20 protein-coding genes and 1 pseudogene are annotated in these 21,736 nt (G+C 70.5%); 1 reads left to right on the top strand and 20 read right to left on the bottom strand.

The features are described from left to right. Positions 1–113: 113 nt before the first annotated feature. Together LOZ83_RS34780 and LOZ83_RS34775 are read right to left on the bottom strand one after the other, a co-directional pair. Positions 114–1,058 carry an ABC transporter permease gene (locus LOZ83_RS34780; protein WP_236796107.1) on the bottom strand — a complete coding sequence of 315 codons (945 nt, stop codon included), beginning with the start codon at positions 1,056–1,058 and terminating at the stop codon, positions 114–116. After that, positions 1,058–1,822 carry a GntR family transcriptional regulator gene (locus LOZ83_RS34775; protein ID WP_236796106.1) on the bottom strand — a complete coding sequence of 255 codons (765 nt, stop codon included), beginning with the start codon at positions 1,820–1,822 and terminating at the stop codon, positions 1,058–1,060. The genes LOZ83_RS34780 and LOZ83_RS34775 overlap by 1 nt, the downstream gene beginning before the upstream one ends. Positions 1,823–2,115: 293 nt before the next feature. Here LOZ83_RS34775 and LOZ83_RS40935 point away from each other — a divergent pair, with 293 nt between their 5' ends. Next, on the top strand, positions 2,116–2,421 hold the full coding sequence (locus tag LOZ83_RS40935; protein ID WP_374202758.1) for an EthD family reductase: 306 nt from the start codon (positions 2,116–2,118) through the stop codon (positions 2,419–2,421). A gap of 222 nt (positions 2,422–2,643) precedes the next feature. Here the strand turns inward: LOZ83_RS40935 and LOZ83_RS34770 are convergent. The 18 genes and pseudogenes from LOZ83_RS34770 to LOZ83_RS34685 all read right to left on the bottom strand — a co-directional run. Next, positions 2,644–3,810: pseudogene (locus LOZ83_RS34770) on the bottom strand (MFS transporter); the annotation flags it as partial. A gap of 29 nt (positions 3,811–3,839) precedes the next feature. Further along, positions 3,840–4,433: a GrpB family protein gene (locus tag LOZ83_RS34765; protein ID WP_236796104.1), complete on the bottom strand. Its 594-nt coding sequence runs from the start codon at positions 4,431–4,433 to the stop codon at positions 3,840–3,842. A gap of 23 nt (positions 4,434–4,456) precedes the next feature. After that, complete coding sequence (locus tag LOZ83_RS34760) at positions 4,457–6,016, bottom strand: ABC transporter ATP-binding protein (protein WP_236796103.1); 1,560 nt, start codon at positions 6,014–6,016, stop codon at positions 4,457–4,459. Further along, the gene (locus LOZ83_RS34755; RefSeq protein ID WP_236796102.1) at positions 6,013–6,840 is read right to left on the bottom strand and encodes an ABC transporter permease; all 828 of its coding nucleotides are present in this window, start codon (positions 6,838–6,840) and stop codon (positions 6,013–6,015) included. The genes LOZ83_RS34760 and LOZ83_RS34755 overlap by 4 nt, the downstream gene beginning before the upstream one ends. Further along, positions 6,833–7,804 (bottom strand): ABC transporter permease, encoded by a 972-nt coding sequence (locus LOZ83_RS34750; RefSeq protein ID WP_236796101.1) that lies wholly within the window; start codon positions 7,802–7,804, stop codon positions 6,833–6,835. The genes LOZ83_RS34755 and LOZ83_RS34750 overlap by 8 nt, the downstream gene beginning before the upstream one ends. After that, positions 7,801–9,405, bottom strand: coding sequence for an ABC transporter substrate-binding protein (locus LOZ83_RS34745; protein WP_236796100.1), 1,605 nt, complete (start codon positions 9,403–9,405; stop codon positions 7,801–7,803). The genes LOZ83_RS34750 and LOZ83_RS34745 overlap by 4 nt, the downstream gene beginning before the upstream one ends. Positions 9,406–9,622: 217 nt before the next feature. Beyond that, positions 9,623–10,969: a PLP-dependent aminotransferase family protein gene (locus tag LOZ83_RS34740; RefSeq protein WP_236796099.1), complete on the bottom strand. Its 1,347-nt coding sequence runs from the start codon at positions 10,967–10,969 to the stop codon at positions 9,623–9,625. Beyond that, positions 10,966–11,331 (bottom strand): ferredoxin family protein, encoded by a 366-nt coding sequence (locus tag LOZ83_RS34735; RefSeq protein ID WP_236796098.1) that lies wholly within the window; start codon positions 11,329–11,331, stop codon positions 10,966–10,968. Before LOZ83_RS34735 ends, LOZ83_RS34740 begins: the two co-directional genes overlap by 4 nt. Further along, positions 11,328–12,890: an FAD-binding protein gene (locus LOZ83_RS34730; RefSeq protein ID WP_236796097.1), complete on the bottom strand. Its 1,563-nt coding sequence runs from the start codon at positions 12,888–12,890 to the stop codon at positions 11,328–11,330. The genes LOZ83_RS34735 and LOZ83_RS34730 overlap by 4 nt, the downstream gene beginning before the upstream one ends. Next, positions 12,890–13,849: an ABC transporter substrate-binding protein gene (locus LOZ83_RS34725; protein ID WP_236796096.1), complete on the bottom strand. Its 960-nt coding sequence runs from the start codon at positions 13,847–13,849 to the stop codon at positions 12,890–12,892. The genes LOZ83_RS34730 and LOZ83_RS34725 overlap by 1 nt, the downstream gene beginning before the upstream one ends. 28 nt (positions 13,850–13,877) lie before the next feature. Continuing rightward, positions 13,878–14,612, bottom strand: a complete 735-nt coding sequence (locus LOZ83_RS34720) for an ABC transporter ATP-binding protein (protein ID WP_236796095.1) — start codon at positions 14,610–14,612, stop codon at positions 13,878–13,880. 1 nt (position 14,613) lies between these two features. Beyond that, positions 14,614–15,429 (bottom strand): ABC transporter permease, encoded by an 816-nt coding sequence (locus LOZ83_RS34715; RefSeq protein ID WP_236796094.1) that lies wholly within the window; start codon positions 15,427–15,429, stop codon positions 14,614–14,616. After that, the gene (locus LOZ83_RS34710) at positions 15,426–15,767 is read right to left on the bottom strand and encodes a ferredoxin family protein (RefSeq protein ID WP_236796093.1); all 342 of its coding nucleotides are present in this window, start codon (positions 15,765–15,767) and stop codon (positions 15,426–15,428) included. Before LOZ83_RS34710 ends, LOZ83_RS34715 begins: the two co-directional genes overlap by 4 nt. Beyond that, complete coding sequence (locus LOZ83_RS34705; protein WP_236796092.1) at positions 15,764–17,341, bottom strand: FAD-binding protein; 1,578 nt, start codon at positions 17,339–17,341, stop codon at positions 15,764–15,766. Before LOZ83_RS34705 ends, LOZ83_RS34710 begins: the two co-directional genes overlap by 4 nt. 94 nt (positions 17,342–17,435) lie before the next feature. Then, positions 17,436–18,557 (bottom strand): MsnO8 family LLM class oxidoreductase, encoded by a 1,122-nt coding sequence (locus LOZ83_RS34700; protein WP_236796091.1) that lies wholly within the window; start codon positions 18,555–18,557, stop codon positions 17,436–17,438. Positions 18,558–18,655: 98 nt separating this feature from the next. Next, positions 18,656–19,354 carry a GNAT family N-acetyltransferase gene (locus LOZ83_RS34695; RefSeq protein WP_236796090.1) on the bottom strand — a complete coding sequence of 233 codons (699 nt, stop codon included), beginning with the start codon at positions 19,352–19,354 and terminating at the stop codon, positions 18,656–18,658. Continuing rightward, positions 19,351–20,403 (bottom strand): LLM class flavin-dependent oxidoreductase, encoded by a 1,053-nt coding sequence (locus LOZ83_RS34690; protein WP_236796089.1) that lies wholly within the window; start codon positions 20,401–20,403, stop codon positions 19,351–19,353. Before LOZ83_RS34690 ends, LOZ83_RS34695 begins: the two co-directional genes overlap by 4 nt. A gap of 77 nt (positions 20,404–20,480) precedes the next feature. After that, on the bottom strand, positions 20,481–21,668 hold the full coding sequence (locus tag LOZ83_RS34685) for an FAD-dependent oxidoreductase (RefSeq protein ID WP_236796088.1): 1,188 nt from the start codon (positions 21,666–21,668) through the stop codon (positions 20,481–20,483). Positions 21,669–21,736 lie beyond the last annotated feature (68 nt).

Genomic DNA, 21,736 nt, shown 5'->3' with positions numbered 1-21,736 from the left:
CGTTCGATGGGACGGGGATCGGCGCCACTGTGTTATGCGGGACACCCCGCACCCGGTCGGTCCTCGCCCGCCGCACTCCTGCGTCGTGCTCGGCTCCTCCGGGCCTCCAGCCGTCAGGTGCGGATGCGCGGGTCGACGAGCCCGTGCAGCGCGTCGACCACGAGGTTGATGAGCACGAACGCGAACGCGGACACCAGCACGCCCGCCTGGATCACCGGCAGGTCCCGCTGGGTGATCGACTGGTAGACCAGCAGCCCGATCCCGGGCCAGGCGAACACCGCCTCGACGAACACCACGCCACCGAGCAGGTAGCCGATCTGCAGTCCCGCGACCGTCAGCAGCGACGGCACGGTGTTGTGGAAGGCGTGCCGCATCACCCGGGCCCGCGAAAGCCCGCGCGCGGTGAGCGCCTCGACGAAGTCCATGCTCATCACGTCGAGCACGGACGAGCGGAACATCCGCGCGATGATCCCGGCCGGCACCAGCGCCGCCGTGATCGCCGGCAGGATGAGATGGTTGAACAGGTCGACGAAACCGCCGCCGCCGTTGGGATTGTGCATGCCGCTGACCGGGAACAGGCCCGCGTTCGACGCGAGATAGATGATCAGCAGCAGGCCGATGGAGTACTGCGGGACGGAGATCGAGAACAGCGCGAACGCGTTGCCGATCCGCGCCGCGATCCCGGTGCGGCGCAGGCCCGTGAGCGCGCCGATGAGCAGACCCAGCACGATCGCGAGCGCCCCGGCGGCGAGGGTGAGGATGAGGGTGTTCACCAGCGCGTCGAACACGATCGGCGCGACCGCGTCGTGCCGGGCGAGACTCGTGCCGAAGTCCCCGGTGACACTGTGCGCAAGCCAGGCGAAGTACTGCACCGGCAACGGATCGTCGAGCCCGAGCCGCGCGTGCAGGGCGGCGCGGGCCTCGGGACTGCCGGTCGGGCCCAGCATCGAGGCGACCGGGTCGCCGGGGATGATCTTGATGGTGATGAAGATGACGATCGAGACGCCGACGAGGATCGGGATCGTCATCAGCAGCCGCCGTCCGAGGTAGCCGGCCATCACGCCTCCTGCGCGAACTGGTGCGGGCGGCGCTGCCAGCGTTGACGGGGAAGTTGGGCCAGCAGGGCGATCCGGTCGCCCCGCACCCTGGCGAACGCGTACTCCAGCGGCCGCCCGGTGCGGTCGCGGACGAGCCGCTCGAACAACATCAGCGGGGCGCCGGGCAGCACTTCGAGCAGCGCGGCCGCGTCGTCGTCGGCGAGGATCGCCTCCACCGCTTGGTCGGTGACGCCGAGTTCGAACCCGGCGGCCTCGTAGACGGCGTACCACTCGGTCACCTTCTGCCCATGCCTGACCACTCCCACCAGTGGCAGCGGCACGTACGCGGTGCAGGCGTAATACGGTTCGGCGCCGAGCACGGCGAGGTACTCGATGACTCCGCATTCCGTGCCGGGCAGGAGACCGAGCCGTTCCGCGACGCGGGGCGCGGCGACCTGCTGGCTGATCGCGAGAATCCGGTGGGACACCCGCTCCATCGCGGGCTCGGGACCGTGCAGATGACTGAACGAGTGCCGCACCTTCGAGGCGACGGAGAACGTGCCCGTCCCCTGCACGCGTTTGACGAGGCCCTCCTCCCGCAGGAGTGCCAGCGCGTCCCGGACAACCTGACGGCTGGCGGAGAAGGACAACATCAGTTCGGCTTCGCCGGGCAGTGCCCCGGCCGGGAATTCCTCGTGCACGATGGCTGCCCGGAGCAGATCTCGTACTCGGCGGGCAGTGCTCAGGCGGCGTTTGGTCCGGGGATCCATCCTGGCCTGCGTCATGCAGGTAGGGTGCGCCCGCATCCGATTCGACCGGAAGGCCGGAAGGGTAACGCCGTCGTTAAGCCGGGAGCGTGATCGCGACACCGGGCCTGAGCTGCGCGCCTCCCCTGCCGACCGGCCGAAACGCCGGATGTTGGCCCCATCAGGCCGGAAGATCGGCACCGCGCGCCGCCGCGCGCCTTCCGTGATGCACGTCATCGTGCTAGGTAGAACGTTCGGTCTTGACGTGGGCTCCTGAGCGAGGCAGTATTGCTTTGCGAGAACGATCAGTCTTTCTACCTAAGGAGGCCACGATGGCCGTCAAGCTCACCCTCATCTACGCGAACCCCGTCGACCCGGAGGAGTTCGAGCGCCGCTACAAGGAGCACAAGCAGCTCGTCGCGCAGGTGCCTGACCTGCTGCGGGCGGAGTACGGCAAGGTCTTCCCGAAGGAGGACGGCACCCCGACGCCGCGCTGGCGCACCGCCGACCTGTACTTCACCGACTACGCCACCGCGGTGGCGGCCTTCGAGACCGAGCAGGGCGGCGCCGTCGCCCGCGACGCCTTCGACTTCGCCACGGGCGGCGTCGAGTTCCTGCTCTCCGACGTCGAGGACTGAGTCGTTGCCGCGGAGGCCGGGGCGGCCTCCGCGGCTCATCCGCGCCACAGCCGCGGGTGCAGCACGATCGAGGCGGCGCCGAAGCCGGCGAGGAGCGAGAAGGCCCAGCTCAGCGATTCGGTCGGGTACAACGCGAGTGACCGGGCCAGTGCATAGGTCTCGCCGCCGATGAAACCAGCGATCGCGGTGGCCAGCTCCGCGAACGCGACCGCCGCCCATCCCCACGCCGGAGACGAACCAGCCGGCGATCAGGATGACCAACGCCGTGGTCCCGCCTATAAAGGTCTGGGTGAAAACCGCGGCGAGAAGGCCGGTGGTGACCAGGATGAGCCCCACGAATTGGGGTTTCGGCAGCCATCGGTCGGCGAGTTCGGGCTTGAACCCGGTGAGGGACCACGCGAGCAGACCGGCGCCGACGGCCATGGTTCCGGCCACGATGCCGTGGCCGAGGCCGGCGATCATGGCGAGGGAAACGATGCCCGCGCCGCCGAAATAGCACAGGCACAGCAGGAACAGCAGCACGATTTTGCCCAGGCGCGCCCGTTCCGGCCCGACCTGGAGGCGAAGGATGCGCAGGCTCGCGGTCGTGGCGAGTACGCAGCCGGTGACCAGCAGGATGATGCCGGTGTTTCCTTTGGGCAGCGCCGCGAACGTTGCCAGGACGAGCCCGCCCAACAGCGCGGTCACCCAGGTCAGCGACGGACGCGCCGCGGTGCTGGTTTTCCACGGCACCAGATTGATCTTTTGCCCGATCAGAATGCGGCCGATGACGACAAGGACCGCCGGCCAGGCAAGCGCGGCCCGCCAGCCCCACGCAATGGTGACGGCGGCGTTGACCACCGGGCCGACCAACGAGGGCAACAGCCACATCATCGCGAAGAGGCCGTAGACGCTGGTGCGTTCGTTATCGTCGAACAATCCGCCGAGAATCGACAGCCCGAATCCGGCGAGCATGCCCCCGGCGATACCGCGAACAATGGTGCCGATCAGAATCATCGGCATCGTCACGGCCGCGACCGCCAGCACCGACCCGACAATGAACAGCGCGGTCGCCATACTCACCAACGCAAGGGGCCGCAGCCGGGCGAACGGCGCGGACCCTATTGCCAGAATGAGAATCTGCGTAAACGACCCAGCGGCGAGTGTCGCGCCGTACAGGTTGGTGCCGTGCAGATCCGCTGCGGCAATGGGGAGCACCGATGAGTAAGCAATACTCTGCACGGCCCCGCCGAACTCGGTGAACAACAAAGCGACCAGCAGCGCCCCACGACGCCCGGAGAAGATGACCCGCAAACTCGTGGACGCGTTACCGGTGGTCTGTTTCCTCGATCCCCCCACCACGCCACTCCGGCGGCCAGATTCCGTTGAGTGGATCAAGATACTTGCCATCTGGGGTGACCTGCAAGGAAGCGTGCGCTTCACGACGCCTGTGCTCGGGCCCAAGCTCGCATCTCGTTGTTGGTTTCGTCGAAGAACGCCGACTTGGCCCGCGTGTAATCGTCGTAGTCCCCATCCTCGGCATGCGCCCCGGCCAGCCGACGCTTGGTCTCCTGATATCGCTTCGCCTGCTCCGGGTTGCTCCGAAGCCAGTCGCGGAAGATGACGACAAACACCGCGAAAGGCGAGTCCACGCGCCGGATATGCAAGATCGCCGCACGGGCCGGATCGTGAAAGAGCCGCTTCTCGTACAGCTCGTCGTCAGCCGGGTCGCCCCGACGCGGAGTGTCGCGGTGCACGCCTGGCGAGTCCGGTCGGGCCCCTCGCGCGGGAACGAATCCGGTGGACGCCAGCAGGTCCGCGAGTTCGTCCAGGCCGGGCAGGGAAGGCATCCGCACCTGCAGATCAACGATCGGCTTCGCGGCGAGACCTGGCACGGCCGTCGACCCGATGTGGTCGTAGACAAAGCGATCAGAACCGGCGAGAGGCCCGAGCGCGTCCTTCACCTCGGCGAGGAGCCGTCGCGCACGGTCGGGCCAACTCGACTCGTAATCGACAACCACGGCAACGGGCACGACTCACGCTACCAACGAGCAACTCAGGCCGCGTTTTCCAGGTGGCCGGGGATGGCCGCGAGGAGTTCCTTCGTGTACTCGTGCGCAGGCCGGTGCAGGACGTCGTCGGCGCGGCCGTACTCGACCAGGTCGCCTGCGCGGAGGACGCCGACGTGGTCGGCCACCTGCCGCACCACGGCGAGGTCGTGTGAGATGAACAGGTAGGCGAGGCCGAGTTCTTCCTGCAGCCGCACCAATAGTTCCAGGATCTGGGCCTGCACGGAAACGTCCAAAGCGGACACTGGCTCGTCGCAGACCACCAAGTCCGGGCGCAGGGCGAGCGCCCGCGCGATGGCAACGCGTTGCCGCTGCCCGCCGGACAGTTCAGCGGGTTTACGTTTGAGCATGCTCGCGGGCAGCGCGACCTGGTCCAGCAGCGCGGCGGCGTCCTTGCGGCTGCCGGCCTTGAACGCGCGCAGTGGTTCGGTCACGATATCGGCGATGCCCAGCTTTGGATTCAGCGAGGCATAAGGGTTCTGGTAGATCAACTGCATCCGGCGCCGCAGCAGGCGAAGGCGTTCGCCGCGCAGGTTGGTGATGTCCTCGCCGTCGAACCGGACACGACCGGCCGTCGGGGTCTCCAGGCGCAGCACCATCCTCGCGGTGGTCGTCTTGCCCGAACCCGATTCGCCGACGAGCGCGAGCGTTTGCCCTTTGGCCAGCTCGAAAGACACGTCGTTCACCGCGCGGACCGGGCCGAAGTCCTTGCGCAGCCCGGAAACACTGACCAGTGGCTCCCCCGTTTCGCGGCGGGGACGCAACGGTTCGGCCGACAGGCTCGGCGCGGCGGAGAGCAACTGCCGGGTGTACGCGTGCCCGGGTGCGGCGAGCAGGCCGGCGCTCGGTCCGCGTTCCACCACCTTGCCGTCGGACATGACCGCGATCTCGTCGGCCCGGTCGGCGGCGACGCCCAGGTCATGGGTGATCAGTAGCAACGCTAGATTTTCTTCGGCCGCTAGCGCGCCGAGGTGGTCGAGGATGCGCCGCTGCACGGTGACGTCGAGCGCGCTGGTCGGTTCGTCGGCGATGATGAGCTTCGGCCGCCCGGCGAGGGCGGCGGCGATCAGCACCCGCTGCCGCAGCCCGCCGGACAGCTCGTGCGGATATGCCCGGGCGCGCCGCGCCGGGTCGTCGATTCCCGCCCGCCGCAACAGGTCCGCGGCCGCGGCGGGGGCCGAGCGCCGCGACTCGAGGCCGTGGATGAGCAAGGTTTCCGCGACCTGCTCGCCCACCCGTTTGACCGGGTCGAGCGAGACCGCCGGGTCCTGCGGGATCAACGCGATCTCTCGGCCGCGCACCGCGCGCCAGCCGCGTGCGGACAGCGCCGTCAGCTCCTGCCCGGCGAACGTGATGGACCCGCGGTCGATCCGGCCGCCACGGGGCAGCAGGCCGATCACGGCATGCGCGGTCGTGCTCTTACCGGAACCCGACTCGCCGACCACGGCCAGCGTCCGTCCACTCTCGACGGTGAGATCGACCCCGCGCACCGCGGGCACCTTGCGATAGGAGACCGCGAGATCCCGCACCGCGAGCAGCTCACTCATGCCCGTTCTCCTTCCAGCGCACGGGAAATCCGGTTCGCCGACAGCACGACCGCGGCGATCACCAGTCCCGGCAGGGTCGTCATCCACCAGGCGCTCGCGAGGTAGGACCGGCCGCCGGCGACCAGCGAACCCCATTCGGGCGTGGGCGGCGCGGCGCCGTAGCCGAGAAAGCTGAGCGCGGAGATCTCGAGCACCGCCGTGCCGAACGTGAGCACGCCGAGCACGAGCACCGGACCGGCGGCGTTGGGCAGGATGTGCCTTGTCAGCACGTCGAACCAGCGCACTCCCCCGGCCCGCGCCGCTTCGACGTACACCCCGGCCCGCACCCGCAGCACTTCCGCGCGCATCAGCCGCGCGAAGTTCGCCACGTTCGCCACCCCGACCGCGATGGCCACCTTCGTCGTGCCGAACCCGAGCCCGGTGACGAGAGCCAGCGACAGCAGGATCGGCGGTACCGCGAGGAGAACGTCCATCACACGCATCAGGACCGCATCGAGCCAGCCGCCACGCGCGCCCGCGACGAGCCCGAGCACCGAACCCGCCACGAGTGCGATCAGGACCGCGGAAACGGCTGCCCGCAAGGAAAGCGCGGCGCCGTGCACGACCCGGGCGAACACATCGCGGCCGGTCTCGTCCGTGCCGAACAGGTGCGCCGCCGACGGTCCGTGCAGCTTCTCGCGCGGCACCCCGGACAGCGGGTCGTAGTGCGTGAACAGATCCGGCACAAGCGCCCAGGCGAGCACCAGCAGCAATACGAGCGCCGCTAGCGCGAGTCCCGGTCGGCGCAGCACGAAGCCCGCGCGAGGGGCGAGCACCTCAGCCATGGACCAGCTCCTTCCGCGTCCGCGCCGCCGGGTTCTGCCGCACTCGCGGGTCGAGCAGCGGGTAGACCAGGTCCACCGCGAGGTTGATCACGACGAAGAAGAACGCGGCCAGCACGATCACCGCTTGCACCACCGGGATGTCCTGGCCGTTGACCGCCGCGGTGGTCACCCGGCCGACACCGTCCCGGGAGAACACGGTCTCGGTCACCACCGAACCCGCGAGCAGCTGGCCGGCCACGACTCCGATCATCGTCAGCACCGGGATCGCCGCGTTGCGCAACGCGTGTCCGAAGTGGACTCTGCCGCGCCCCGCTCCCTTGGCCCACACCGTTTCGATGTACGGTTCGGCGAGCTGGGTGCGCAGGCTCTTGGCGAGGACCTGCCCGATGACGGCGCCGGTGGGCAGGGCGAGGGTGATCGCGGGCAGGATCAGCGACTGCGGGCCCTGGTTGCCGAGCGCGGGCAGGACCCGCAGCTGGAACGAGAAGATCTGGATGAGCACCAGCCCGACCCAGAACACCGGCAGCGAAATCCCCAGTGGTGGCAACGAAAGCAGCAGGTTGGCCAGCCATTTCGCGCGGGTGTACGTGCCCGCGAGCGCGGCGCCACCACCGAACACGATCGCCAGGACGAGCCCGAGCCCGGCGATGGCCAGGGTCGGCGGCAGCGCGCTCAGCACCATGTGCGTGGCGGTGTCGCCGGTGGCGATGGAACGGCCGAAGTCACCGTGCAGCGCGGCGAGTAAGCGCTTTCCGTACTGCACGGGCCAGGGGTCGTTCAGCCCGTACTCCGCCCGTGCCTGCGCGATCTGTTCCGGGGTGACCGTCGCCGAGGCCTCCCCGCCGCCGAGCTTCGCCAGCACCGCGTCGCCCGGCAGCAGGTAGAGGATCACGAACGAGAGCGTGAACGCCGCCCACAGCACGACCAGCGCCTGCGCGACCCGACGTAGGACGTAGGACGTCATGAGCCGGAGACCCAGGTGTCGAACAGCTGCAGCCGGGAGGACGCCTCGAACCCCACCGCGTGCGCGTCCGGTCCGAGCGCGACCACCTGCCTCAGCTCGAACACCGGAATGGCGTACGCGTGCTCGACGATCAGCCGCTGCGCCTGCTCGGCGGCCGGCTTGCGCACCGCCGGGTCGATCGAGGCCGCCTGCTGGTCCAGCTGCGTGTCGAGCGGGTTGCCCGGCTGCAGGAGGCTGCGGTTGCCCGCCTTGGTGGAGAAGATGTTGCGCAGGATGTCGGGGTCGGCGCGGGTGACGTTGTACCAGATGAACTCGTAGTTCCCGGCCTGCTGCAGCTGCTGGGTCTCGGCGGTGGTGCGCAGGTCGATCCGCAGGTCGAAGCCGATCTTGCGCAGTTGCTGCTGGATCAGCTCCAGCACGCTCTGGTTCTGGTTGAACACCGGGGAGAAGACCACGGCCGCGGACAGCCGCTGCCCGTTCTTCACCCGGATCCCGTCCGGGCCGGGCGCCCAGCCGTCCGCGTCGAGCAGTCGCGCCGCACCCGCCGGGTCGAACGCGAGCGGGCCGGACAGGTCCGTGTAGAACGGGGTCGTGGAGGCCAGAATGCTCGTCGCCGGTTTGTAGTTCGGGCTGAGCACGGTGTCCACCACCTCCTGGCGGTTGACGGCCTTGCTCACCGCCTGCCGCACCTGCTCGTCGGCCAGTACGCCCTTGGTCACGTTGGCGTGCAGGTTGAACACGATCCCGGGGTTGGGCCGGGTCTGCTCGCTGAACCCGTTGCCCTGGAACTGCGCCTCGTCCACCGGCTGCACCTCGGTGGTCGCCGTGAGCTGCCCGGACAGCAGACTCCCCGTGCGCACCCCCGGTTCCGGCACGATCTTGTAGTCGACCGAGTCGAGATAGGCCTCGCCCGGGTGCTTCCACAACGAGGAGCCCCAGTCGTAGCCCTTGCGTTTGCTGATCACGACTTCGGAGTTCTGCTTGAAGCTGGAGAACACGAACGGGCCGGAGCCGATCAGCCCGTCACCCTGGCAGCGCTGGTCCGGCGTCTTCCGGTACGCGGCCGGGGCGAGCACGCCGAGCGACATCGTGGAGCTCGCCTGCAGGAACTGCGCGCTCGGCGAGGAGAAGTCGAACCGCACCGTCTGCGGATCCACGACCGTCGCACTCCGGTACGCGGCAAGGTATCCCGAGCCGAGCAGCGCCTTCGGGCCCAAGGCCTTGATACCGTCGAAGCTGGTCTTGACCGCCGCCGCGTCGACCGGGGTGCCGTCGGCGAACGTGGCGCCGGGACGCAGGTGGAAGGTGAAGCTGGTCGAGTCCGCGTTGCTCTCCCAGGACCGGGCGAGCCACGGTGTGATCTCGCCGGTGGCCGGGTCCTGGTCGGTGAGCGAGTCGACGAGCTGGCGGCCCACGTTGAGACTCGCGTTCGTCGAGGCCTGCTGTGGATCGAGGCAGTCGGGGTTCGAACCGATCGCCAGCGTCAAGGTGCCACCGGCACGCGGCGGGCCCGCGTCGGCCGTCGTCGCGCCGGACGAGCAGGCGACGAGGAGCGACCCGGCCGCGATGGACAGGAACAGGGCAATCGCACGGAAACGCACGATGGTCACGCTAAAGTGCGAACGCTTTTCCCGGCAGGGATTCCAGATCGTGGACATCGGTCCATAGTGGACAATCCAGGATCTGGGAAGGGCTGGCGATCCCGGTGGCCGGGGGCTAGAGTCCGCCGCGCGCTCGCCGTGACCGCGTCCTGCAACGGAGGTAGCAGCGCGGCGCGCGCCGGATGGACCGCCGCAGCCGTGTCCACTTCGGACTCGATCAGCCCCGCGCGGCGTCCGCCACCAGGGCGGCGAGGTCCGAGATCCGGCCGGGATCGTCGGGCAGCTGGCCGGTCGCGATCCGGATGTGCTGCTCGCGCGGTGGTTCCACGAAACAATGGCTGCCCGGCGCGACGGAAACCCCGTGGCCGGCCAGGGTCACCAGTGCCCTGGTCTCGTCCGGTACCGGCACCCACAGCATCAGCCCGTCCCGGACCCGCACGTCGAAACCCTCTGCCCGCAAGGCTTCCGCCAGCGCGGTACGCCGTAGCCGATACTGCTCCCGTGCCTGCCGCAACAGCAGCGTCGTCGCCGGATCGTTGATGAGAAACGCCTGCGCGTCCTGCAGGATCCGACTGGTCCAAACCATACTGAGGCTGTGCCGGGATCGGACCCGCTGGACGAGCGGCGCCGCACCGGCTACCACACAGCTGCGCAGCTCCAAGCCGTAAGCCTTGCAGTAGGAGCGGATCAGCAGCACGCGCTCGGGCAGGTGCCGGCCGATACTCACCAGCGGCGTCGTGGCGAGCGGGCCGAGGTGGTCGTCCTCGACGACCGCCGTGCCCCGCCCGTGCGTCTCCAGGATATCCGCCAGTTGCGCGACCCGGTCCGCGGACACCGACCGTCCATAAGGGACATGGGCGCGCGGCTGGTACACGAACGCGGCCGGCCGGTGCTCGAGCGCGCGGGCGAGCGAGTCGGGCCGGGGACCTTCCTCGTCCCACTGCACCGGCACGATCCGGATCCGGGACCCGCGCAAGGCGTCCAGCAGCCGCGGCGCGCTCGGTTCCTCCAATGCCACCAAGTCTCCGGGGCGAGCCACCGCCCGGCACGCCAGCAGGCTGCCCTCGTACCCGCCAGCGACCACCGTCCACGCCTCGGGGCTGAACGGCCACGTCGGCGCGACCGCGGCGAGCAGGCGCGGCGTGATGAAGTCCTTTTCCCTGCTGTTGAGCCGTTCCGTGCGGGCACCGGCGGCGACCGCGTCCGCCAGCGGCGGGAGCAGCGCCGGATCGGGATCCCCCCGTTCCAGGTCGATCGCCGACCAGCCGTGGAAACCGTTGCCGGGCCGCGTTCCCGGTGGTGGTGGCAGCGCCGTCGTCCCGCGCCGGCGCCCGGTGTCGATCAGCTGCTCGCCACGCAGGACCGACCAGGCCTCGGAGACCGTCGCCGGGCTGACCGACAGTGCGGCGGCCAGCTCCCGCACGGTCGGGAACCGGGTGCCTGGCGGCACTTCGCCGTCGCGGATCAGCGCCGCGACCGCCAGCGCGATCCCGCGCGCGGTGCGCTCCCCGATCCGGCCGGCGAGCCAGGACAGGTCGAGCCGCGCGACGGCAACGGATTTCACGGGCCCGTTTCCTCTTGCAGCGCACGCAGTCTCGCGGTGAAAAACCGGTTCTCGTCGCGACTGCTGCCAGGTGTGCGCCCCTTCCCCCAGCCGAGCCAGCGCCGGTACTCGCCGAACCGGCCGGCGGCGGCCAGGGCGGCTTCGTCGGTCAGCCCGGATCCGGGCGGCGCCGGATCGGACAACGGCGCCACGAAGAGCGCGTCGGCCGGGCAGTAGGCCTCGCACAGGAAACACGTCTGGCAGTCGGCCTGCCGCGCGATCACCGGATGATCGTCCGCGACCGCGTCGAACACGTTCGTCGGGCAGACTTCCACGCAGATGTCGCAGTCCACGCAGCGGTCCCCGCTCAGCACTTCGATCATGCCGCCGTCCAGATCTTGTCGAGGCCACCGGTCCGGATCCGGTGTGCCCTGCCCGGGTCCGCGCCGGGCCAGTCGTCGCGGATCTGCAGCCCGCGGGACTCGGGTCTGGCCAGTGCGCTGGTGTACATCCACCGGGCGTGCGCGAGCATCGCCGCTGCTTGGCGGCTGCGCAGCCCACCCTCGGCGTCGGGGCCGAGCCCGGCGACGACGTCTTGCCACATTGAGTCCAATATGGACAAGGACTCCCGTAGCCCGTTCTCGGTGCGGAACCGGTTCCGCGCCAACGGAAGTACGTGCTCCTGCACCGTCGCGATCACCTCCTCGTGCCGGATGCCGCCGCGGCCGCGCGGCCGGATCCCCGCCTCCCCGGCCGGCCGGGTGACCGCCGGCCGGGGATGTTCGGTCGCGAACCGGGCCGCCGCGGCTCCGGCCCAGCCGCCCGACGAGATCGCCCAGGATCCGTTATGGCTGCCGCCGCCGGTCACCGCCCCGGTGACGAGCTCACGTGACGCGGCGTCGCCCGCCACGAACAGGCCGGGCACCGTGGTCGCACAGCCGGTGCCGGCGACCCTCAGCCCGCCGGTACCGCGGACGGTGCCCTCCAGCACGAACCGCACCGGAAACCGTTCGGTGAACGGGTCGATGCCCATCTTGTCCAGTGGCAGGAAGAAGTTCGGCTGCGACCACCGCATCCGCTCCCGGAGGTCCGGCGGGGCCTTGTCGAGGCGGGCGTAGACCGGCCCGCGCAGCGCGGCGCGTTGCACGGTGACGTTGCCGCTCCCGAGCGAGGAGTCCGCCACTTCCGTGCCGTCGGCGTCGGTGAACGTGGCGAACTGGTACATCAGCCCTTTCGTCTGGGCGCCGAACGCGGGCGCTATCCCGTACTGGCAGGAGAATTCCATGCCGGACAGCTCCGCCCCGGCTTCGGCGGCCATCAGCGCGCCGTCGCCGGTGTCGACGTTCAGCCCGAGCGCACCCGAGAGGAACGCGCAGCCGCCGGTCGCCAGCACGACCGCGCCCGCGCGCAGCTCCCAGCGTCGCCCGCCCTCCTGGCGCCGCACCCCGGCGGCCCCGGCCACGACACCGTCCGGCGCCAGCAACAGCTCCACGGCCGGGGACTGGTCGAGGATCACGACGCCCGCGCGGGTGACCCGCCGCCGCATCAGCCGGAGGTACTCCGGTCCCTGCAGGCTGCCTCGGTACTGCTCGCCGCTTTCGGTCACCGGGAACGGGTAGCCCCAGTCGGCGAGCTGGGCGACGGCCTCCCAGGTGCGCTCGAGAATCCCGACCATCCACGCGCGCTCGGTCAAGCCACCCGCGGCCGCTTCGCGCGCGGCGATCGCCTTCTCGCGGCCGGGGCCCGGCGGCACGTACCAGAGGTTGTTGCCACCCGCGGCCGCCGCGCCCGAGGTGCCGCAGAATCCCTTGTCCGCCAGCGTGACCCGGGCGCCCGCGGCCGCGGCGGCCAGCGCCGCCCAGGTGCCGGCGGGCCCGCCACCGAGAACGAGCACGTCGGTCTCGGGCGGGACGGCGGTGGCTCGTGGCCGGGCCCTGGGCATCAGGCGGCCGCGACGCCGGGCGCGACCCAGCTGTTCACGTCGAACGGGGCCGCGGCGAGCTTCTGCGCCACCAGGAAGTTCAGCGTGTCCTGCACCGTCCGCACATCGGCGGCCGTGGGCCGGGGATCACCGAACACGCTGGCCGGATACGACGCGCGCACGACGTCCACCGGCAGCCCGCTGATCTTGGCCACGTAGGCGTAGTACTGCTCCGGGTCGGCCTTGAGTTTCGTGGCGGCGTCGGCGATCGCCGTGTTCCACGCGGCCGCCAGCTGCGGGTGCTGCTTCGCCGCGTCCTGCGAGATGGTGATGTAGCTGTTGCCGGTCAGGCCGGGATGCGCGCTCGCCTTGTCGATCGCCGTGTATCCCTTGGACAGCAGCAGCGGACCGGTCGAGACCGGCGCCGCGTACGCCGCGATGTCGCCCTTGTCCAGTGCCTGCTGGGCGCTGTTCGCGAGCAGGAACGTCACCTTTACCGAGGAGGCCAGCCCGGCCGAGTCGAGCAGGCCGACGAGGTACCGGTGCATGTACGAACCCTGTTGCGTGGCAACGGTCTTGCCCTTCAGGTCGGCGAGGCTGTGCACGCCGGGTGCGGCGATCAGCCAGGCTTCCTGGCCCCGGACGCTCACGCCGGACAGCTGAGTGGGCAGGTCCGCCGCGCGGCCCGAGATGGCCGGGGTGTCGCCGAGCACGCCGACATCGAGCGAACCGCCCTTGAGCGCCTGGTTGAGGTTGGGGCCGTTGGGAAAGCCGACGAACTGCACCGAGTCGATCCCGGCGGCCTTCAGCCGGCTCTGCAGGATTCCCTGCTGGTACGCCCAGTTTTCGATACCCGAAGGCTCGTTGCCGCTCGCGACGATCACGCCGACGCGCAGCGTGCCGCCGGACGCGGAGCTGCCGCCACCGCAGGCGGCCAGCGCCAGCATCAGCAGGAGCACGGGAAGAACGAGTTTTCGCACGGTGGGATCCTTTGCGGGGTAAGGGAGTTCAGGGGCGCGGCACGCCGAGCCAGGTCAGCAGCCGGGCGCGCAGCGCGGCGAACCGCTCGCCGCCCGGGTCTCGCGGGCGCGGCAGGTCGACGGTCAGCTCCTCGGTCAGCCGCCCGTCGCGCAGCACGACGGCCCGGTCGGCCAGCACGAGCGCCTCGTCGACGTCGTGGGTGACCAGGATCGCGCTGAACCCGTGACGCGCCCACAACTGCGCGATCAGCTGCTGCATCTTCAACCGGGTGAGCGCGTCGAGCGACGCGAGCGGCTCGTCGAGCAGCAGCAGCTGCGGGTCGCGCACGAGCGCGCGGGCCAGCGCGACCCGTTGCGCTTCCCCGCCCGACAGGGTTTTCGGCCACGCGTCGGCGAGTCCGGTGAGCCCGACCTCGGCCAGCGCGGCCAGGGCGCGGCGCCGCCGGTCCTGGGCGGGCAGTCCGAACGCGACATTGCGCCACACCCGCCGCCACGGCAGCAACCGGGGTTCCTGGAACGCGATCGAGCTGCGCGCCGGTACCGCGACGCGGCCACGCGCGCCCCCGTCGAGAGCGCCCACGATGCGCAGCAACGTGCTCTTGCCGGAACCGCTCGCGCCGAGCAACGCGACGAACTCGCCGTCGGCCACCCGCAGGTCGGCCCCGCGCAGGATCTCCCGGTCGCCGAACGCGCGGTGCACGTCCTCGACGATCACCGCGGCGCTGGCCGGGGCACGCACTTCGAGGTCACGGAGTTCGGTCATGTCACGCTCCCGCGAAGCTCTGCCGCCAGGACAGCAGCACACGTTCGAGGACGCGCACGATCGCGTCCGAGAGCAGTCCGAGCAGGGCGTAGATCACCAGGCACACCACGATCCGGTCGGTCTCGAGATTGTTCTGGGCGTTGAGCATGAGATAGCCGATCCCGCCGTCGGCGTTGATCTGCTCGCCGACGACGAGCGCGAGCCACGCGGTACCGAGCGCGAGCCGGATCCCGACGAGGATGTTCGGCAGCGCGCCCGGGACGATCACCGACCAGGTCAGCCGCCAGCGGCCCGGATCGAACGTGCGCGCGGCCTCGACGAGCTTGCCGTCGACGTTGCGGATCCCGACGAACGTGTTGATGTAGACGGGGAAACACACGCCGAGGAACACCAGCGCGATCTTCGGCGTGTCCCCGACCCCGAACCACAGGATGAACAGCGGCGTGATGCCCAGGAACGGCAGCGTCCGCAGCATCTGCATCGGGCTGTCCACCAGGTCCTCGCCGGCCCGGAACAGCCCGCTCACGAGCGCCAGCAGCAGCCCGGCCGGGATCCCGAATCCGAGTCCGAGCCCGACCCGGCCGATCGAGGTCAGCATCGCCTCGCCGAGCTCCCCGCTGGAGATCATCCCGCCGGCCGCCGTGACCACCTGTGCCGGCGAGGACAGGGTCTGCTCAGGCAGCCAGCCCAGCACCGAAACCAGTTGCCACACCCCGAAAAGCACGACGATGACCGCGGCGCGACGGAGCCAGCGCGGGAGGTGGACGACGCGCCGCTCGCCGGTCAGGGCCAGTTCGCGCAGCGCCGGCGCGGTCATGACTTGCCCCCGGTCTCGTGCCGCAGCGGGATGGGCGGCACCAGCGCGGCGCCGGGTGTCCGCCCGTGGCCCCAGCCGAGCGCGGCCCGGTAGCTGCCGAGCAGTCCGTCGGCGGCGAGCCGCCGCTCGTCGGCCGGTTCGGGCAGCGGATGTGTCTGCGGTGCCACGTAAAGCGCGTCGACCGGGCAGTAGGCCTCGCACAGGAAACAGGTCTGGCAGTCGGACTGGCGCGCGATCACCGGGATCCCGCCGGGGCCGGATTCGAACACGTCGGTCGGGCACACCCGGACGCATTTGTCGCAGGACACGCAGCGCTGCGCGGAGACCAGCTCGATCACGACGCCCTCCGGTTCGCCGCCGCGGACTCCGGCGTCACCCACACGTTGTCCAGACCACCGGTCAGCAACCGGTGGTGCTGGAAAGGATCCTGCCGCGAGAAGTCCGCGCGCTTGTGCATGCCCCGGGTCTCGGTTCGGGCCAGCGCCGCCGAGTACATCCAGCGAGCGTGCGCCGTCATGGCCGCGGCCTCGCGGGCGCGGACGGCATCACGGCCGGTGCCGTGCAAGGATTCCCGCGCCCTCGCCCACGTCGTGTCCAGCGCGGCCAGCGCGGGCGCCAGCCGGGAACCGTCGCGCAGGAAGTTCTTGTCGTAGGGCAGCACTTCGTCCTGGACCGCCCGCACGATCTCGCGATGCTCGCCGGGAGCACCGGGGCTGCCCGAGGGCCGCAGGCCGGTCGTCCCGGCCGGGCGCAGGCGCCGCGTGGTCCCGCGGAACCGCCGGGCGTGCAGCGCGGCCGCGCGGCCGGCCCAGGTGCCCGACGACATCGCCCACGCGGCGTTGTGGCTGCCACCGCCGGTGAAACCACCACAGATCAGTTCGCGGGTCGCCGCGTCACCGGCCGCGTAGAGCCCGGGAACCCCGGTGGCGCAGTCGGATCCGGTGAGCCGGATGCCGCCGGTACCGCGCACCGTGCCTTCGGCGAGCAGCGTCACCTCGAACTTCTGCGTGAACGGGTCGATGCCGAGCCGGTCGAAGGTGAGGAAGAAGTTCGGCTGCGCCAGTCGCATCGCTTGGCGCACCTGTTCGCCCGCGTGGTCCAGTTGCGCGAACACCCGCTCGGACAGCAACGCGCGGGCGATCACCGACCGGCCGCGCTGGCTGCCCGCGCCGTCGAGCACGGTGCCGTCCTCGTGGTAGAAGGTCGCGTAGGTGTAGAACGCGGTCTTGGTGACCGACGTGAACGCGGGGGCGATCGCGTAGGCGTTGGAGAACTCCATGCCCGACAGCACCGCCCCGGCCTCGGCCGCCATCAGCGCGCCGTCACCCGTGTTGACATCGCAGCCGAGCGCACCGGACAGGAACGCACAGCCCCCGGTGGCCAGCACCACCGCGCCGGCCCGCACCCGGTACGCCGCGTCCTCCTGCCGCCGGTGGCCCGCCGCACCCGCGACCGCGCCGTCGCTGTCGAGCAGCAGCTCGGTGACCGGGCTGTGATCGAGGATCAGCACCCCGGCCCGCCGCACGCGGATCCGCATCCGCCGCAGGTACTCCGGTCCCTGGACACCCTGGCGCCGCTGGCGCCCCTCGTCGTCCAGCGGGAACGGGTAGCCGCCGGCCTCGGCGAGCTCCGCCATGCCTTCATACGTCTGGTCGAGGACGCGGGCCATCCAGCCCCGGTCCGCGAGATACCCGCCGAGCCCCTCGCGGCCGGCCATCGCGGCCTCCCGGCTCGCCGGATCCGGTGGCACGTACCAGACTCCGGTCCCGGCCGAGGCGGTCGCCCCGCTCGTCCCGCAATATCCCTTGTCCGCCAGCACCACATCGGCCCCGGCTTGGGCCGCCTTCACCGCCGCCCAGGTGGCGGCGGGTCCACCGCCGATGACCAGCACATCCGCCGCAAGCTCCGTCATGGTTGAACCCTGAACGACGCCCGCGCCGTTGTCGATGAGCTCCCACATGCTGGCCGTACAAAACCTGAACAAAGGACTGTCTACAGTGGATTGTCTAGTACCGGAACCATTCCCCGGCCAGTAACTCGTAGGAACGGACCCGGTCACGGTGGCCGTGGGTGATGGTGGTGATCGCAAGTTCGTCCGCGCCGGTCGCGTCCCGTAACTGCCGCAGTTTCTCCACGACGGTCTTCGGGGAGCCGACGAACTGGGTGTCCACTCGGTCCGCGACGAGCGCACGATCCTCGCTGGTCCACTTGTGCGCGGCCGCGGTTTCCGGGGCAGGGAACGGGATCGCGCCCTGGCCGGTGCGGATGCCGTGCACCCACAACCCGTACCCGGCCGCGAGTTCCCGCGCCTTCGCGTCGTCTTCGGCGACGACGACATCCGCCGAGACCGCCACATACGGCCGTGACAAGTACCGCGACGGCCGGAAAGCCGCCCGGTAACCCGCGACCGCGTCGAGCACGGTCGCCGGGCTCACGTGATAGTTCGCCGCGAACCGCAGTCCCCGGCGCCCCGCCACGTTCGCGCTCTGCCCACCGCTGCTGCCCAGGATCCACACCTCGACCTCGGCGCCCTCACCGGGAATCGCATGGGCTTCGTGCCCCTCCGCCGAGCGGTAGGTTCCTTCGAGCAGCGCGAGGATGTCGTCGACCTGCTCGCCGTAGTCCGGCGATTCTGCGCCGGGTTGCTGCAACAGCGCGAAGGTGAGCGCCACGCGTGGAGAGCCGGCGAGTTTCCGCAGGTCGACCCGTTGCGGGACAAGCAATCCGTTGTCCGGCGCCGGCGCGGCCGGTGGCGGTTCCGGCCGCGCGGCGCGTTCCTTCAGGAGCTGTTTGCCACTGCGGCCCAGCCCGATGTCCAGCCGGCCCGGATGCAGGGCGTCGATCAGGCCGAACTCCTCCACCACCGACAGCGGTGTCCGGTGGGCCAGCTGGACGCCCGCCGAACCCACCCGGATCCGCCGTGTCGCGTCCGCGATGAGCGCGGCGACCACCGGTGGCGACGTACCCGCGACGCCGGCGTTGAGATGGTGTTCGGCGAGCCAGTATCGCTTGTACCCCAAGAGCTCTGTCCGCTGGGCGAGATCGATCGCGTTACGCACCGCGACAGCGGCCGTCGCACCTTCACTGATCGGGACGAGATCCAGCACGGACAACGCGATCTCGGGCACGCGCGAACCTCCCGCCGTCGGCAGTTTGCCGACCATCATGCGCGCGGCGATGCTCTCTTGTCGCGGGCTCTCACATTGTGAACACCCGGCCAGGAAGCTCAGTCCACTATGGACCCGACAGCGGCCGGCACCCGGACGGCGGTGAAGGTCGTCCGTTGCCGCAGGCGGAACCCGAGCGACTCGTACAGCCGGATCGCGTTCGTGTTGGACGCGGACGCGTGCAGGAACGGGGTTTCACCGCGCTCTCGGATCCCGGCGGCCACGGCCAGTACGAGCCGGGTCGCCAGCCCGTGGCCGCGGAACGCCGGGTCGGTGCACACCGCGCTGATCTCCGTCCAGCCCGGCGGGTGCATCCGTTCGCCCGCCATCGCGATCAGCGCGCCGCCGCGGCGGATCCCGAGATAGGTGCCCAGTTCGATGGTGCGCGGGCGGAACGGGCCCGGCTTGGTCCGCTCCACCAGCGCCAGCATCTGGGGCACGTCCGCCGCGGTCAGCCGGACCGCTTCCGGGTCGTGCTCCGCCGCGACCCCGGCGTCGACCATCTGCACGCCGGGAATTCGGTCCACCGTGTCCCAGTCCGGTGGCGGCGTGATCCCGCCGGGGATCGGAACCGTCGCACCCGGCCCGGCCAGCGCCGCGATGTCGTCCCACACGCGCTCGTCCGGATCCGGTGCCACCGCGAGGAAAGGCGCCACCGCCACGGGATAGCGCGCGGCCTGGCCGTGGCGTTCGGCGAACCGTGCGTGCGGCCCGGTCAGTGACGCCCACGCCGCGTTGTCCAGTATCACGTCGTTCACGCGGCCTCACCGACCCACGCCGGACCGGGGATGTCGCTCCGCAGCGCCGGCGCGATCTCGCTCTGGAACAGCTCGAGAGTTTCACGGTGCTGCTTGTCGTTGAGCCCGTCGCCGTCCGCGTGCAGGTGCACCACCTGGTGCCCGAACTGTTCGTGGTAGCGGTGCACCTTGTCGATGATCTGCCGCGGGCTGCCGATCAACGCCGAGCTGCGCTCGACGAAATCCTCCAGCGTGCCGAACACCACCGGCAGCCCCAGTGAGCGCTGCAACGCCAGCCGCCCTTCGAAGATCGGCCGGTACACGGCCAGCGCCTCCTGCGAGGTCCGCGCCGCGTAGAACCCGGCGGTGCCCGCACCCACGATCGCCGCCGCCGGGTCGTGCCCGTGGAACGCCCACCGTTCCCGGTAGTACCGGATCAGTTCGGCATAGGGATCGATCGGGTTGGTCACGTTCGCCGAGAACAGCGGATCACCCCATTTCGCCGCCAGATCCACCGACTCACGGCTCGTCGCACTGCCATGCCACACCCGGATCGGCTGCTGCAGCGGACGTGGCCATGTCTCGGCCCCGGCCAGCGACGGCCGGAACCGCCCGGACCAGGTGACCTCGTCCTCCCGCCACAACCGCCGGAACAGCTCGTAGGCCTCGATATTGCGCGCCCACTGGTTTTCCGGTGTGACGTGGAACAGCGCACGCTGCGCCGCGCCATTGCCCTTGCCGATGATCAGCTCCAGCCGGCCGCCCGAGAGGTGATCCAGTGTCGCGTAATCCTCGAACGCCCGCACCGGATCCAGCAGACTCAACGTGGTCACCGCCGTGAACAACCGGATCCGCGACGTCCGGGCCGCGATATGGCTCAGCACCACCGGCGGCGAGGACGAGATGAACGGCCGCTCATGCCGCTCGCCGACCCCGTACCCGTCGAACCCGAGTTCCTCCGCCAGCACGGCGTTGTCCACCACCTGCCGGAACCGCTCCGTCGTCGACGAGCGAACCCCGGTCACCGGATCGGGCACATGCGTGATCAACGTAATGAGCAGGAACTTCACCGTTACCTCCCTCGGGCCCACGGTGATCAACGTCCCGCCTCTCCGTGCGATTTCTCGTCCCAGCTTGTGAGAATGCCCTATTCCAGCGCGAGGGCCTCGGCGCGATCGGCGCCTTTGCCGACCAGGGCCCGGTATCGCGCCACCCATTTCGCCGCGCCGAAGCCGACCACACCGACCAGGCGCTCGTCCGCGAAGTAGCCCGCCACCGTGCCCTTGACCGCACCACCGGCGAGACCCTCGCCCTTGAGCCGCACCACGGTGTCCCCCAGGTCCGGATGCCCGATGCCCTGAATCTTCAACCCGAACTGGTCCGACCAGAAGTACGGCAGGCCGCGTGGCTGCGGCTCGGCGCCGACGATGTCCCGCGCCACCACGGTGGCCTGGTCCACGGCACTGGTCCAATGCTCGTGCCGGAAGTGCTTGCCCCGCACCGGATCCGCCCAGGCCGCGACATCTCCGACGGCCCATACCCCGGGCGCGCCGAGCACCCGGCCCGAGGCGTCACAGGCGATCCCGTTCGTCACGTCCACATCGGACCGGCTCAGCCAGCCCAGGGCGGGTGCCGCGCCTATCCCGACGAGCACGACATCGGCCGTCACCTGCTCGCCACCGGCCAGCTCCACGGTGTGGGCGTCGACAAACCTCGTCAAGGTGGCGCCCAGCCTCAGCTCTACCCCGCCCTCGGTGATCAACCGTCCACAGAGGACACCCACTTCGGGCCCGAGCGCGCGTTCGCACGGCACCCGCGCGGCCTCGATCACCGTCACGCGCAGGCCCTGACCGGCCGCGCCGCTGGCGACCTCGGCGCCGATGAAACCGCCACCCACCACCAAGAGGGACTTCGCACCCGCCAAAGCCGCCCGCAGCGACAACGCGTCGTCCAGGGTGCGCAACGTGTGCACTTCCTCGGGCTGGCCGGGCAATCTGCGGGGGTCGGCCCCGGTCGCGATCACGAAGGCGTCGGCGTCCAGTGTGGTCCCGTCGGCCAGTTCCACCGTGCCCTCGTGCAGCGCGACCGCCGGCACACCGAAACGGGTGTCGACATCGATCTCCGCGAGGGCGGCGAGGTCACGCAGCACAACCCGTTCCGCGGCCCAGGCTCCGGTGAGTACCTGCTTCGACAGCGGTGGCCGGTCGTACGGCGCGTGCGGTTCGGCTCCGACGAGGCTGATCGCACCCTCGAACCCCGCGCTCCGCAGTTGTTCGGCGGTCCGCACCCCGCCGAGCCCCGCACCGATCACCGCGACGTGCCCGGGCTGCGCCACGCTGCCTCCCCTCAGAGGGTCGCCCCGAAACGTACCGCAGTGACGCCACGCACAGGCGTGCGGTTCGC

Source organism: Amycolatopsis sp. GM8 (assembly GCF_021653975.1).
GTDB lineage: Bacteria > Actinomycetota > Actinomycetes > Mycobacteriales > Pseudonocardiaceae > Amycolatopsis_E.
Note: the sequence above shows the minus strand (reverse complement) of the source record. Positions and strands in the feature narration are given on the sequence as shown.

What these genes read in the sequence shown, in the direction of transcription:
- LOZ83_RS34780 (WP_236796107.1), bottom strand. Translation starts at nt 1,058, where the DNA reads ATGGCCGGCTACCTCGGACGGCGGCTGCTGATGACGATCCCGATCCTC.
- LOZ83_RS34775 (WP_236796106.1), bottom strand. Translation starts at nt 1,822, where the DNA reads ATGACGCAGGCCAGGATGGATCCCCGGACCAAACGCCGCCTGAGCACT.
- LOZ83_RS40935 (WP_374202758.1), top strand. Translation starts at nt 2,116, where the DNA reads ATGGCCGTCAAGCTCACCCTCATCTACGCGAACCCCGTCGACCCGGAG.
- LOZ83_RS34760 (WP_236796103.1), bottom strand. Translation starts at nt 6,016, where the DNA reads ATGAGTGAGCTGCTCGCGGTGCGGGATCTCGCGGTCTCCTATCGCAAG.
- LOZ83_RS34755 (WP_236796102.1), bottom strand. Translation starts at nt 6,840, where the DNA reads ATGGCTGAGGTGCTCGCCCCTCGCGCGGGCTTCGTGCTGCGCCGACCG.
- LOZ83_RS34750 (WP_236796101.1), bottom strand. Translation starts at nt 7,804, where the DNA reads ATGACGTCCTACGTCCTACGTCGGGTCGCGCAGGCGCTGGTCGTGCTG.
- LOZ83_RS34735 (WP_236796098.1), bottom strand. Translation starts at nt 11,331, where the DNA reads ATGATCGAAGTGCTGAGCGGGGACCGCTGCGTGGACTGCGACATCTGC.
- LOZ83_RS34730 (WP_236796097.1), bottom strand. Translation starts at nt 12,890, where the DNA reads ATGCCCAGGGCCCGGCCACGAGCCACCGCCGTCCCGCCCGAGACCGAC.
- LOZ83_RS34720 (WP_236796095.1), bottom strand. Translation starts at nt 14,612, where the DNA reads ATGACCGAACTCCGTGACCTCGAAGTGCGTGCCCCGGCCAGCGCCGCG.
- LOZ83_RS34715 (WP_236796094.1), bottom strand. Translation starts at nt 15,429, where the DNA reads ATGACCGCGCCGGCGCTGCGCGAACTGGCCCTGACCGGCGAGCGGCGC.
- LOZ83_RS34705 (WP_236796092.1), bottom strand. Translation starts at nt 17,341, where the DNA reads ATGACGGAGCTTGCGGCGGATGTGCTGGTCATCGGCGGTGGACCCGCC.